General features: G+C 71.6%; 12 protein-coding genes and 1 tRNA gene. 4 read left to right on the top strand and 9 right to left on the bottom strand.

Translation table 11 applies throughout. The annotated features are described in order from the left end of the window. Positions 1 to 198: 198 nt before the first annotated feature. From WMF29_RS23240 to WMF29_RS23200, 9 genes are all read right to left on the bottom strand, one after another. Entirely contained in the window at positions 199 to 1,185 is a 987-nt protein-coding gene (locus tag WMF29_RS23240) for a hypothetical protein (RefSeq protein WP_437330932.1), read from the bottom strand. Further along, the gene (locus WMF29_RS23235; RefSeq protein ID WP_272093088.1) at positions 1,182 to 1,679 is read right to left on the bottom strand and encodes a hypothetical protein; all 498 of its coding nucleotides are present in this window, start codon (positions 1,677 to 1,679) and stop codon (positions 1,182 to 1,184) included. Before WMF29_RS23235 ends, WMF29_RS23240 begins: the two co-directional genes overlap by 4 nt. Positions 1,680 to 1,739: 60 nt before the next feature. Further along, a complete protein-coding gene (locus WMF29_RS23230) occupies positions 1,740 to 2,342 on the bottom strand; it encodes a type IV pilin protein (protein WP_437330931.1) in 603 nt (200 codons plus the stop codon). A gap of 78 nt (positions 2,343 to 2,420) precedes the next feature. After that, positions 2,421 to 3,026, bottom strand: a complete 606-nt coding sequence (locus tag WMF29_RS23225) for a type IV pilin protein (protein WP_437330930.1) — start codon at positions 3,024 to 3,026, stop codon at positions 2,421 to 2,423. A 156-nt stretch (positions 3,027 to 3,182) separates the two neighbouring features. Further along, positions 3,183 to 3,767 carry a type IV pilin protein gene (locus WMF29_RS23220; protein ID WP_437330929.1) on the bottom strand — a complete coding sequence of 195 codons (585 nt, stop codon included), beginning with the start codon at positions 3,765 to 3,767 and terminating at the stop codon, positions 3,183 to 3,185. Positions 3,768 to 3,930: 163 nt separating this feature from the next. Further along, a complete protein-coding gene (locus tag WMF29_RS23215; protein ID WP_437331160.1) occupies positions 3,931 to 5,412 on the bottom strand; it encodes a sigma-54-dependent transcriptional regulator in 1,482 nt (493 codons plus the stop codon). Between the two features lie 142 nt (positions 5,413 to 5,554). Beyond that, a complete protein-coding gene (locus tag WMF29_RS23210; RefSeq protein ID WP_437331159.1) occupies positions 5,555 to 5,947 on the bottom strand; it encodes a hypothetical protein in 393 nt (130 codons plus the stop codon). A 109-nt stretch (positions 5,948 to 6,056) separates the two neighbouring features. Then, positions 6,057 to 7,523, bottom strand: a complete 1,467-nt coding sequence (rimO, locus tag WMF29_RS23205; protein ID WP_437330928.1) for a 30S ribosomal protein S12 methylthiotransferase RimO — start codon at positions 7,521 to 7,523, stop codon at positions 6,057 to 6,059. After that, positions 7,520 to 8,851: a dihydroorotase gene (locus tag WMF29_RS23200; RefSeq protein WP_437330927.1), complete on the bottom strand. Its 1,332-nt coding sequence runs from the start codon at positions 8,849 to 8,851 to the stop codon at positions 7,520 to 7,522. Before WMF29_RS23200 ends, rimO begins: the two co-directional genes overlap by 4 nt. Positions 8,852 to 9,176: 325 nt before the next feature. On the opposite strand from WMF29_RS23200, the gene WMF29_RS23195 reads away from it, so the two are divergent. The 4 genes from WMF29_RS23195 to WMF29_RS23180 all read left to right on the top strand — a co-directional run bounded on the left by WMF29_RS23195 (position 9,177) and on the right by WMF29_RS23180 (position 12,144). Next, a tRNA-Leu gene (locus WMF29_RS23195) sits at positions 9,177 to 9,263 on the top strand. A gap of 200 nt (positions 9,264 to 9,463) precedes the next feature. Beyond that, positions 9,464 to 10,642, top strand: a complete 1,179-nt coding sequence (locus WMF29_RS23190; RefSeq protein ID WP_437330926.1) for a hypothetical protein — start codon at positions 9,464 to 9,466, stop codon at positions 10,640 to 10,642. Positions 10,643 to 10,708: 66 nt separating this feature from the next. Further along, a complete protein-coding gene (locus WMF29_RS23185) occupies positions 10,709 to 11,779 on the top strand; it encodes a DUF4190 domain-containing protein (RefSeq protein WP_437330925.1) in 1,071 nt (356 codons plus the stop codon). Positions 11,780 to 11,835: 56 nt separating this feature from the next. Next, positions 11,836 to 12,144 carry a hypothetical protein gene (locus WMF29_RS23180; protein ID WP_437330924.1) on the top strand — a complete coding sequence of 103 codons (309 nt, stop codon included), beginning with the start codon at positions 11,836 to 11,838 and terminating at the stop codon, positions 12,142 to 12,144. The last annotated feature ends 31 nt before the right edge of the window (positions 12,145 to 12,175 follow it).

Here is a 12,175-nt window from a genome sequence, read left to right as displayed (position 1 = left end):
AAGGCCAGCTGCCCGGGGCGCCGGGAGAGCCACCAGGGACGTCAGGAGAGCCGCCAGGGACACCCGGACGAGCTCTCAGCGAGTCCAGGCGCAGCAGGGCGCTGGCCGTCGCTGCCTCCGGCGGTTCATTCCGCCTGCTCCGCGGACTCCCGGGCGCCGTGCCGGCGTCCGGCGCGCCGCTTCAGCGCCCGTGGCAGCTCACCGCTCGCCCTCGACCCGCTCCGCCCAGGCGCGCCAGGTGGTCGCGCAGCGCGGCTCGTCCGCGTGCGCGCCGCCGGCGCAGTACGCCGGGTCGCGCGGGGGGCCCAGCACGAGGATCGCGGTGTTGCTGACGAACGGCAGATCGCGCCGCCAGAGATCGCGGAACCCGTCGAGGCGCCGGCGGTACTTCTCTGCGTCACGCGCGTCGAGGAGCTTGTCGAGCTGCGCGCGGATCTTCTGCTTGAGCTCCTCGTCGTCGGTGACGGCGAGCGTGCGCTGGAGGAACCGGATCTGCGCCTCTCGCTCGCCGGCGCGCCCCAGGATGCCCGCGCCGCCGAGCGCCTGCCAGCTGATGTTCGCGTCGCCGCCGCCGAGCTCCGCGGCGCGCGCGAGCATCCGGGCTCCATCGAGGCGCCACTGCGCCTTCTCCTCGGGATCGGTCAGGTACGCGGCCGGCGCGATGAAGCCGACGAACTGGCCGAGCGCGAGCCAGATCTCGCCGTCGAGGGGGCGGTTCTGGACCCCGCGCTCCATGATCTCACGCGCCTTGACGACCTCGCGGTGCGGCGTCTCGCTCGTCTGGAACGTGATGAGCGCGTCCGCGAACAGGTAGGGGTCGCGGAAGGTCGGGTCGAGCGCGTTGATGGCGTCGAGCAGCAGGGTGAGGTTCTCGTACCGGCGCCGCTCCATGGTGTGCATGCCCTGCGAAACGAGCACGTGCGACCAGAGCAGATCGGCCAGCGCGGAGCGGTAGCCGAGCGACAGGGCGACCACCTCGTCCGTCGGCGGCAGGACGTACACGTCAGAGGTCTCGGCGACCCGCCGCTCCAGGTCCGCGGCCGGCGCGCGCACGCTCCCGATGGCGACGGCGGCGGCGGAGAGCGCGACAGCGACGAGCGCCTCGCGCGCGCCTGCGAGGCGGGCGAGGAGCGAGCGGGCTGCCGGAGGAGGCCCCGCCCCGGGCGCGGGAAGGTCCCCCATCATTCCACCTCGCGGTCCACGAACATGCCCGGCAGCACGCGAGCCGGCTCCCCGGGGATCCGCTCGCCGCGCACCTCGAACGTGGACAGCACGCCGTCGCCGTCGAGGTCGCCGTGCGCTGTCGCTGTGAAGCGCATGGCCTTCGACGCGTCGAGCTCGCTCGTGAACTGGAACGAGAACGCGTGGGGCCCCTCGAAGCGGAAATCGAGCGACCGCCACGTGAGGTGCTCCCACGACTCCGGCGGATCGACCGCGCGCACGCCGCGCGGCACCTGGGCCGGGGTCAGCGGAGCGGACGGGGGGAAGCTGATCTCCTGCGGCCGCGACTCGGCGTAGGCGACCGCGCTCGTCACCAGCCGATCGAGCCCCTCGATGGGCTCGCTCAGCTTGGACGCGCTGAGGTTTCGGAAGAACGCGGGGACGGCGACGGCGAGGACGCTGCCGCCGACCGCGAAGGCCGCGCTGAGCTCCAGCGCGCTCCAGGAGCGCCAGGTCATGCGCTCCTCTCTACCTCACCCCTCCACGATCGAACAAGCGCGAGGGAGGCACGGTTCGCATCACTCGGAGTCGAAGATCATGGTGCTGGTCACGATCTCGCCGTCGCGCACCTCCCCGGTGCGGACGATCGTGTACCTCTGCCCGTCGCCCTTCAGGTCGCCGACCGCGCCCACCTCGAAGCCGTCCGGTCCGGGAATGGGAGCGCCAAGCAGGCCCTGGCTGACGTAGCTTCCGCCGACCTGGTACGAGTACTGGAAGTAGATGGGCTGGCTGATCGAGAAGCCGAGGCACTGCCAGCCCGAGAGGGTCGAGCCGGAGTTGAAGTCGGCGCCCGGCGCATCGTCCGGCTGATACTTCTTCCCCTCGACGGACGCGAAGAGGAGCGGGACCGGCGTCGCCGAGGTGCAGAGGAGGTGAGTGTTCGCCGAGGCGACGCCCGTGGCCGCCAGGATCTGCGAGACGTCGCGCTCGCGCTCGTACTGGGCGATCGCGGTGCGGGTGATGGCGCCGACCGTCTGCTTCGCTTCAGCCGTCTTCGCCGTGACGAGGTAGCTGCGCACGCCGAAGATCGCCAGCGCGGCGAGCACGCCGGCGATCGCGACGACGATCATGACCTCGATGAGGGTGAAGGCTCGTCCACGGACCGATGTCGTGCCCCACATAACACGCCCCTTCCGCTCGTAGACGACGCCGGTGAACCAGGGCTGCCCGGCTCATGCGAGCCGGGCAGCCGCGATGGCTCATTCGAACTCTTGATCGATGTAGATCTGCGTGGCCAGCGCCAGCTCCCCGTTGGTGATCGTCCCGCCGCGCGCGAAGCCGCTGGTCGTGCCGTCGCCGTCGAGGTCGCCCACGGCGCTCGCCTCGAAGCCGAGCAGCCCGGCGCCCACGACAGGCGCGCCCGTGACGGCGGTGTTGTTCGCACCCCGGAGATAGTGGTACTGGTAGTAAATCGGCTGCGACATCGAGAACTTCAGGCATGGCCAACTTGCGGTCGCCGAGCCCGCTGCGAAGTCGGCGGCGCTCGGCTGGTACTTCGTACCCCGCACGGAGGCGATGGTGCCCGGAACCGGCGCGGTCGCCGAGTCGCAGAGCTGGTGGCTCGCGGCCGTCGACGTGCCGCCGGGGGTCAGGATCTCCGAGGCGGCTGTCTCGCGCTCGTACGCGGCGGCGGCACCGCGGGCGATCGCGCCGATCGTGTTCTTGGCCTCCGAGGTCTTCGCGGTCGCGAGGTACCGGCGCACGCCGTAGATCGCCAGTGCGGCGAGGACGCCGATGATGGCGACGACGATCATGAGCTCGACGAGCGTGAAGCCTCTCCTGTCATATCGCTTGATTGCACGCATGAGTGTCGATCCTCCGTGATGCTTTCTTTAATTGGATGCTTTGCCGAGACTGACCATGATGTCGCCTGGTGCGGGCTCGGCCGGCCCGCAGCGCGAAAACCTCTCCCACGGACAGGCGCTCTCTGCGCCTCACCGGAGCAAAACTCCTCTACTCCGTCACTCCGTCTCGTTCTCCCAGTAGATCCCTGACATCGTGGATGTCGTCAGGAGCAAGGCCAGCGTCCCATCCGAGTCGCGATCACCGGCCGCCTGGACGACGTACCACGGGCCGTTCGGCGCGAACTGCGGATCTGCCAGCGGGTTGCCAGCGGGCAGCCCCGACCATGTGAAGCCTGAGTGTGGCGTCACGCTGAAGGGGGGGGCGTCGCCGGCCACGCTCGCGTATCCGAAGCGGACCGCGCCGTCCGTCGTCACGTTGAGCAGCTGCCAGTTCGTCGCGTGGGGGTGAGCGCCGCCCCACGCGCGCTTGCGATCGCTGAGCGTCCCCGCAGGGTACCAGGCATCGAGCGATCCCTGAGACACATTCAGGTACACGAGCATCTCGGCCTTGTAGGCCTCCTGTGCACCGCGGATGCCCTGCATGACCGCCTTCGGCTCGGCGATGCCCGCCGCGTCCATGTACCTGCGGTATCCGACCATGGCGATCGCCGCGAGGACACCCACCATCGCGACGACGATGAGGAGCTCGACGAGCGTGAACGCTCGGCTCGCTGCACTTCGCTGTCGCCGCGTGCTCCGCATGCGCCCTGAGCCTTCAGCAGGTGACGTGCCAAGGAGAGCGCGGCGCGGCGCCGTCTTCGAGTTGCGCGAGAAGCTCATGAGTTGCCTCGGTTTTCCTTGAGGTGAGGAGGGCAGGGTGCCGGAGGTGTGGGGTTGTGTTCTTTTGCGGCGGTGACGAAAACCGTCACTGCAGGGCGCCCGGCGGTGACGATTCTCGTCGGGATCCTCCCTCCGGGTCGTCGTCTCCCTCCCCATCGGCGGCAAGGGCGTGCTTGGCGAGGCGGTAGCGCAGCGACCGGAACGAGACGCCTAGCAGCTTGGCGGCCGCCTTGCGGACGCCGCCGGTGCGCTCGAGCGCCTGGAGGATGAGCCGGCGCTCGACCTCGCCGAGCACCTCGTCGAGCGCGCACCCCTCGGGCGGGAGCTGGGCGAGCAGCGGCGCCGGGCTCGCGCTGAGGCCGGCGACGGCGCCCGGGAGGTCGCCGAGGCCGATCGTGGGCCCTCCGGCGAGCGCCACCGCGCGCTCCATCATGTTCTCGAGCTCGCGCACGTTGCCCGGGAAGCCGTAGGCGTCGAGCGCGCGCACCGCGTCCGTCGTGAGGCCGCGGACGTCCTTGCCGAGCTCGGCGGCGAAGCGGCGGAGGAAGCGCTCGGCGAGCCGCGAGACGTCCCCGGGGCGCTCGCGCAGCGGCGGCAGCTCGATGCGGATGACGTTCAGCCGATAGTAGAGATCCTGCCGGAAACGGCCCTGGCGGACCTCGGCCTCCACGTCCCGGTTGGTCGCGGCCAGGACACGGACGTCCACCGAGATCTCCGCGGCGGCGCCGACAGGGCGGACCTTCCGCTCCTGGAGCACGCGGAGGAGCTTCACCTGGAGCGCGGCCGGCAGCTCCCCGATCTCGTCGAGGAGCAGCGTCCCGCCATCGGCCTCCCGGAACAGCCCCATCGAGCGCGCGCCGGCGCCCGTGAACGAGCCCTTCTCGTGGCCGAACAGCTCGCTCTCCATGAGCGCCTCGGGGAGCGCCCCGCAGTTGACCACAAGGAACGGCTTGGCCGCGCGATCGCTCTGGTCGTGGATCGCGCGGGCGACCCGCTCCTTGCCGGTCCCGCTCTCGCCCGTGAGCAGCACGGTGGTGCGCGTCGGCGCGATCTTGGCGATCAGCTCGGCGATCCGCTGCATCGCGGCGCTCGTGCCGAGCGGCTCGCGCGACGGGAGATCGAGCCGCTCGAGCTGCGCGCGCAGCCGCTGGTTCTCCGCGACGATCGAGCTCTTCTCGAGCGCCTTCGCGGCGAGCGCCGTGAGCTCCGCCGGCGAGAACGGCTTGGTCACGAAGTCGTATGCGCCGTGGCGCATCGCGTCGAGCGCGCTCTCCACCGTGGAGTGCGCGGTCATCACGATCACCTCGGTCGCGCTGCTCCGCGCCTTGGCGGCCGTGAGCACCTCGATCCCCGAGCCGTCGGGCATCACGAGGTCGGTGAGGACGAGCGGGAACGGCTGCGGGTTCTGGCGGATGGCCTCGATGGCGGCGCGCGCTCCGGGCGCGACGACGACCTCGTAGCCCTGACGGTGGAAGGCAATGTGAAGCACCTGGCGGAGGCCCGGCTCGTCATCGACGACCAGCACCCGGGTGGCGTTCTGCGGGATGCTCGGCGGGATCGACGCCATCACGCCAACACCGTATCACGATGCTCCGCTCACGCGTCGATGGCGGCCATCGGGCGCGGCGCGCCGCGTCGTCACGTCACCGTGTCGTCACGTTGCCGCGTCGTCACCATCCCACTTCGGTGCATGGGGCTTCGTCGCGCCCTCAGGGGCAGGCGTCGCTCACGACGCCGAGCGGTGTGCGCTCCTCGACGACAAACGATTGCGCCTCGCTCTCGTCGCCTCCGTTGCCCTCCAGCTCCTGCCATACGAGCAGGGTGTCGCAGAGCTCGGCCTCGATCTCGAGGAGGTAACGGCCGTTCCTGTCGGTGTCGTCCTCGATCACGCCCCGCTGCGTCCGCTCGTTGAAGAGGCTGACGCGCGCGCCAGGGCTGCAGTTGCCCGAGATCTGCCACACCCCATCTCGGTCTGCGACAGGCCGCATCGTGTCGGCCGGCTCGGGCGGGGGGAGCGGCAGCGTCGGGCTCAGGCACGCCGCACCGGCGAGCAGCGAGATCGCGAGGGCGACGGCGAGGTGAAGCGCAGCGCGGCGGAGCATCGGCACGGCACGGCGTCATAGCACACCATGTGCCGCGCCCCCTCCGCCGCGGAGCGCCCTGATGCAGCCGGATTTTCAGCGATCGCGCCGCGACCCGATCGCCGGACCGTCAATTCTGTTGGCGCTCGCGCCCATCGGTTTGCAGCACGCGCAGGGCGACGCGCCGCTTCGCCGTGGCCGCGCCGAGATCCGCGGCCGGGGGGAGCCCGGCGCCGCGCCCGCTCTCCTCGTCGTCGAGCAGCTCGCCGACGAGATCGTAGTCGCTCGCCTGCGTGATCCGGACCCGGCACATCTCGCCGGGGCGGACCTCGCCGCCGGAGAGGTAGACCTGTCCGTCGATCTCGGGCGCCTGACCGGCGTGGCGGCCCATGAGCACGTACTCGTGCTCGTCGCTCGTCCCCTCGACGAGCACCTCGAGCTCGCGGCCGATCATGGCGGCGCTCTTCTTGTGCGAGATGCGGCGCTGCAGCGTCATGAGGCGGCGGTAGCGGCTCGCGGCCGTGCGCGCGGGGACCTTGCCCTCGAGCTCGTGGCTGCGGCTCGCCTCCTCGTCGGAGTAGCGGAACACGCCGACGCGCTCGAACTCGGCCCAGCGCACGAAGTCGCAGAGCTCCTCGAACTCGGCGTCCGTCTCGCCGGGGTGGCCGACGATGAACGCGGTGCGGAACGTGAGGTCGGGGACGCGCTCGCGCAGCGTGGAGACGACCCGGCGGAGGCGATCGCCGCCGTGGCCGCGCCGCATCCGCTTCAGCATCGCGTCGGCGGCGTGCTGGAGCGGCATGTCGACGTAGGGCACGACCCGCGGGTGGCCGGCGAGCAGCTCGACGAGGTCGTCGGTCATCTTCTCGGGGTACAGGTAGAAGAGCCGCACCCAGCGCACGCCGGGCACGTCGGCGACCCGCTCGACGAGCTGCGCGAGCGTCGCGCGCGCGCCGTCCTCGGCGCGGCCGGCCGCGTCGCGGCCGTAGGCGATCGTGTCCTGCGAGATGAGGTTGATCTCGCGGACGCCCGCCGCCGCGAGCTGCTCCACCTCGCGCACCACGTCCGGGATGGGCCGGGAGCGCTGCGCGCCGCGCAGGTCCGGGATCACGCAGAACGAGCAGGTGCGGTTGCAGCCCTCGGCGATCTTGACGTACGCGCTGCCGCCGGGGGTCGAGAGGGTGCGCGGATCGCCGGCGTGGATCAGCCACTCCGCGGGGTTGCCGACGAGCATCCGCTCGGCGTCGCCCGCGAGCACCCGGCCGAGCTTGAGCATGTCGCTCGACCCGAGGAAGTGATCGACCTCGGGCATCTCGCGGGCGAGCTCCTCGGGGTGGCGCTGCGACAGGCAGCCGGCCACGACCAGGCGCTTGCAGCTGCCGTGCTCCTTGTGCTGCGCCATCTCGAAGATGGCGTCGATCGACTCCTTCTTCGCGTCGCCGATGAAGCCGCAGGTGTTGACGACGATCACCTCGGCCTCGGCGGCGTCGTCGACGTGCGCGTAGCCGGCCGCGCGGGCGACGCCGAGCATCACCTCGGAGTCGACGCGGTTCTTGGGGCAGCCGAGGCTGACGAAATGGACCTTGCGCGAGCTCATGTCGCCGCTCCTTCGCCGTCGACGAAGACGACCCGCCCCGAGGCGAGCGTCATCTTGACGCGGCCCGTGAGCTGCCGGCCCAGGAACGGCGTGTTCTTGCTCTTCGAGCGCAGGCGCGCCGGGTCGAGCACGAAGCTCAGGTTCGGATCCACGAGGCAGAGCTCGGCGCGGGCGCCGGCCTTGATCGTGGGCGCATCGAGCCGCGCGATGCGGGCGGGGGCGCGGGTGAGGGCGTCGACGAGCCGGCCGAGGGGGAGGGCGCCCTGCCGGACGAGGTCGAGCAGGACCGGGACGACGAGCTCGAGGCCGATGAGGCCGGGCGACGCCTCGGCGAACTCGCAGTCCTTCTCGAGCGTGGAGTGGGGCGCGTGGTCGGTGGCGACCGCGTCGATGGTGCCGTCCGCGAGCGCCTCGCGGAGCGCGTCGACGTCCGCCTGCTCACGCAGGGGCGGGTTGACCTTGCACGCCGTGTCGTAGCCGAGCACGGCGGCGTCGGTGAGCGTCAGGTGGTGGGGCGTCACCTCGGCGGTCACGGCGATGCCGCGGGCCTTCGCCTCGCGGAGGATGCGGACCGCCCCGAGCGACGAGATGTGCGCGACGTGGTAGCGCGCGCCGGTGGCCTCGGCGAGCAGCACGTCGCGCGCGACGATGATGTCCTCCGCCACGCGCGGCCAGCCCCGGAGGCCGAGCCGCGTCGAGATCGCCCCCTCGTGCATCTGCGCCCCGTCGGTGAGCGCGTGGTCCTCGGCGTGCTGGATGATCGTGAGATCGAAGGTCTTCGCGTACTCGAGCGCGCGGCGCATGACGGAGCTCGACGTCACGCAGCGGCCGTCGTCGGAGACCGCCACGGCGCCGGCGTCCTTGAGATCGGCCATCTCGGTGAGCTCGGCGCCCTTCTGGCCCATCGTGATCGCGCCGATGGGGTGGAGCGCGGGCCCCCCGATCGCGCGGGCTCGCGCGATCATGGCCTCGGTGATGGAGCGGGTGTCGTTGACGGGCCGCGTGTTCGGCATCGCGCACACGTGGGCGAAGCCGCCGGCCGCCGCGGCGGCCAGCCCGGAGGCGATGTCTTCCTTGTACTCCTGCCCGGGCTCGCGGAGGTGGGCGTGGAGGTCGACGAACGCGGGGAGGAGCAGGAGCCCATCGCCCTGGATGATCTCGGCCCGGTCGGCGCGGCGCAGCTCGTCGGTCGCTGCGCCGCGTCCCGCCCGGGTGATGACGCCGTCTTCCACGACGACGTCGATCACGTCGTCGAGCTGTTGGGCCGGGTCGACGGCGCGCACGCCGACGAAGAGAAGGAGAGGAGGAGGTGAGCCGATGGCCGCCATGGGAGCGCGCTCCCCTAGCACAGGCGCTCCTCGTCGTGCACCGGTGCGGCGTCAGCGGGGGAACCAATCCGGCAAGGAGACCGCGCGCCAGGGTCAGCTGGCAGCCGGAGGAAGCCAGGGAGGGCTGAGCAAGGCGAAGGACGGGAACGCGACGGATGCGACGGATGCGACGAACGTGATGGACGTAATGGACGTAACGGACGTGGCGGACGTGGCGAACGCAACAGGCACAACGGACGGAACGGTCGGCGAAGAAAAACGCTCGGGGCGTGATACAGCGCTTGACGAATCGCGAGGGGGTGAGGTAGTGATGCCGTCCCCGCTCGCGAAGCTGGCGGAATTGGCAGACGCGCTGGATTCAGGTTCCAGTGGGGTAACTCCCGTGGAGGTTCAAGTCCTCTGCTTCGCACCAAGCGCTCTTCTTGTCCTGCTTCTTTAGCCATGACTCTTGCCAAGGTCGTGGCTCTGTCCCTGCTTGCCGTCTTCGGCAGTTCCTGTGATCGCCGCTCCTCCCCCTCGGCGGGAGGAGCCGCGAGTGCAGCCCCTGGTCCGAGCGCCTCGGGGGCGGTCCTCGCAGCCGCCGCTGCGTCGAGCGCCCCGACCGAGCCCGCGGTGGCCACTGCGCCGGCCGAGCCCGAGGTGCCGCGCGGGACCGGCGTGCAGGAGTTCGTGCCCATCGGCTCCCTCGAGGGGTGCAAGACGAAGACGGGTGATATCGCGACCTACATCCTGCGCGAGGGGATGGGGATCGCCGGGCGCGCCGACGGTTCGTTCGGGGCCGTGTGGCTCGTGGACCTCAAGGGAGGGGACGCGCAGATCGCGTTCGCCGGCTTCGATAGCGATGCCCGGCAGGTCGCTCGTGCGAGGGCGATCTCGAGCACGCGAGACGCAGGGCTCCGGATCTTCTCCTCGGGCGACGAGTGGGCGGTCACGTGGTTCGACGCGGAGGGGCTCGCGTACGCGAGGCCCCGCTGGGAGACGAACCCGCCGGTGGGGATCCAGCGCGTCGGCGCGATCGGGAGGGAGGTCAGCGACCATGTCGCCCTCGCGCCCGCTCCAGGTGGCGCCCTTGTCGCAGCGGCGCCCTTCGGGCCGGACCGCCATCGCCTGGGGGTGTTCCAGTTCGCGCCGGTGGATCCTGCGCAGCCGCAGCTCAAGGCGGTCGGGGTCACGCGAAGCGCCAAGAAGCCGCGCTGGCCTGCGGTCGCTGCCGATGCGTCCGGCGGCTACCTCGTCGCCTGGCAGGACGAGGAGGACGGGAGCATCCGGGCCTCGCGGTTCGACGCCGCGGGCAGGGAAGGGAATGCCCACCTCGTCGCGAAGCGACAGGGCGGCGACCGACCGGCTGGCGCGGCTCAGGAGACCCCGGACAGGGATCAGCGGCTCGGGCTCGTGGCGACAGGCAGCGCCGGCGCGCTGCTGCTCTGGAGCGAGGGAGCCACCTTGATCGCCCGCGCTCTGGACGCCGAGGCGCAGCCGCGCGGGGCGCCCTGGGTCGTCGGTAAGGGCAAGTGGCGCGCGCTCGCGCCGAGCGGCGACGGGGCCCTCGCGGCGTGGGTCGGCCACGATGGCAAGGTGGAGGGGCAAACCCTGCTCGTGAAGCTGGCCGCCGACGGAGCGCCCTCTGCTCGAGGGATCCGGGTGTCGGATGGGGTGTTTCCCGTAAAGGATTCTCCCAGCGTCGCGCTCGCCGGTGAGCGGGTGGGCGTCGCATGGACGGAGCCCATGAGCACCGGTGTGAGCACGAAGCGCGCAGTCTTGCGGGTCATCGAGCGCACCTGCATCCCCTGAGCGCTCACGCGACGAGAGGCCCCGTGCGGCGGGCGTAGCGCGGCCTCCGGCGCTAGGATGAAGAGCGTGAGCCACGCATTCGGCCCGACTCAGCCACCGCCGAACCGCGATGCGAACGAGCCGCCTGCAGCGCTCAAGGACGTGCAGACGGTCGCCCTGCCCTTCGAAAACGAGCCGCCTGCCGGCGCGCCGCCCAGCGACCCAGTCGCGGCGCGCGTCGCGCTCGTGCCGGCTGCAGCCCAGCTGAGCCGCGCGCAGGCGGCGCGGCTGATCATCCAGGATCCCTACCTCACGCCGCCGCCCCCGCCGGAGCGACGGCAGCTCTCCACGCTGGCCGTGAGCTCGCTCGTCGCGGCGCTGTTCGGGCCGCTCGGGGCGATCGCCGCGATCGCCTTCGGCTGGGCGGCGCGCCGCGAGATCGAGCAGGCCCCGACCGTGCGCAGGGGGTACGCGCTCGCCAGCGTCGGGCTCGCGCTCGGCGTCCTGCTCACCCTCTGCTGGAGCTCGGCGATCGGCTTCGGCGTGTGGATGTGGAGCACCCATCGCACCGGAGAGACGGCCGCCGCCGTCCCGGAGAGGGAGGCCTCGCCGGAGCCGGCGAGCACCGCGTCGCCGTCGATGCCGCTGCCGGAGGCGCCTCCTCCGGCGGCGCAGCCGAGCGGCAGCGTCCCTCAGCACACGACCCACCGGCGCGTCGGTGGGGTCTCCATCGTCGATATCGGCGTCGACGTCTCCGTGCTCAGCGAGGAGCTCGCCAAGCAGCGCGCGGAGGCATACGCCCAGGGCGAGAAGGTCCTCGTGATGACGACGAGCGATCCCTGCGAGCCGTGCCGCGGGGTCGACCGCGCGCTCGCCGATCCGCTGATGCAGACGGCCCTCCGGAGCGTGCGGCTCGTGCGCGTGGACATCGATCTCTTCAAGGAGGACCTCGACCAGATCAAGATGCCGCGGCGGCTCTATCCGGGCTTCTTCCTGCTCTCGCCGGATCTCTCCCCGCAGGACGGGATCAACGGCGGCGAGTGGGACGACGACATCGCGCGCAACATCGCGCCCGTGCTGGGGGCGTTCGTGCGGGGCCAGTACACGACCCGCCGGCAGCCGTGGAACCCGCTGCCCGGCTCGGGCATGCGGCTCTGAGCCGGGTCGCGCGCGGCGACGAGCCCCTCGCGCGCCGGACAGGGTAAGCTCGGGCTGTGAAGCGCTTCGGCCAGCTCGCCCTCTTCGCTCTCTGCGTCGCGTTCAGCGTCTCGGCGGTCTACAACGTCGTCTCCGACAACGCCGACGTCGAGCGGAGGGCGGCGCTCGTCGCGTGCGGCGAGGACGGCGCCGCGAGCGCGCCGGAGCCGCGCCGCCCCAGCGACGGTTGCAGAGCGCAGATGACGCGGCTGGAACGGACGCCGTTCGGCCAGACCTTCGAGTTCACCACGGCGAAGCGCACCGTGGACGTCAGGTGCGAGCGGGCGCTCGTGTTCGCCGGCGAGTACAGCTGCAAGCTCAGGTGATCGCCGCGGCGGCGGCCTTCACCCCGCCCGC

The organism is Sorangium sp. So ce381 (genome assembly GCF_051473845.1).
Lineage (GTDB): Bacteria > Myxococcota_A > Polyangia > Polyangiales > Polyangiaceae > Sorangium > Sorangium atrum.
The sequence above is the reverse complement of the archived record's forward strand: the minus strand, read 5'-3'. Positions and strand labels throughout refer to the sequence as shown.

Coding starts and splice junctions, on each gene's coding strand:
- WMF29_RS23240 (WP_437330932.1), bottom strand. CDS start 1,185: ATGATGGGGGACCTTCCCGCGCCCGGGGCGGGGCCTCCTCCGGCAGCC.
- WMF29_RS23235 (WP_272093088.1), bottom strand. CDS start 1,679: ATGACCTGGCGCTCCTGGAGCGCGCTGGAGCTCAGCGCGGCCTTCGCG.
- WMF29_RS23230 (WP_437330931.1), bottom strand. CDS start 2,342: ATGTGGGGCACGACATCGGTCCGTGGACGAGCCTTCACCCTCATCGAG.
- WMF29_RS23225 (WP_437330930.1), bottom strand. CDS start 3,026: ATGCGTGCAATCAAGCGATATGACAGGAGAGGCTTCACGCTCGTCGAG.
- WMF29_RS23220 (WP_437330929.1), bottom strand. CDS start 3,767: ATGCGGAGCACGCGGCGACAGCGAAGTGCAGCGAGCCGAGCGTTCACG.
- WMF29_RS23215 (WP_437331160.1), bottom strand. CDS start 5,412: ATGGCGTCGATCCCGCCGAGCATCCCGCAGAACGCCACCCGGGTGCTG.
- WMF29_RS23210 (WP_437331159.1), bottom strand. CDS start 5,947: ATGCTCCGCCGCGCTGCGCTTCACCTCGCCGTCGCCCTCGCGATCTCG.
- rimO (WP_437330928.1), bottom strand. CDS start 7,523: ATGAGCTCGCGCAAGGTCCATTTCGTCAGCCTCGGCTGCCCCAAGAAC.
- WMF29_RS23200 (WP_437330927.1), bottom strand. CDS start 8,851: ATGGCGGCCATCGGCTCACCTCCTCCTCTCCTTCTCTTCGTCGGCGTG.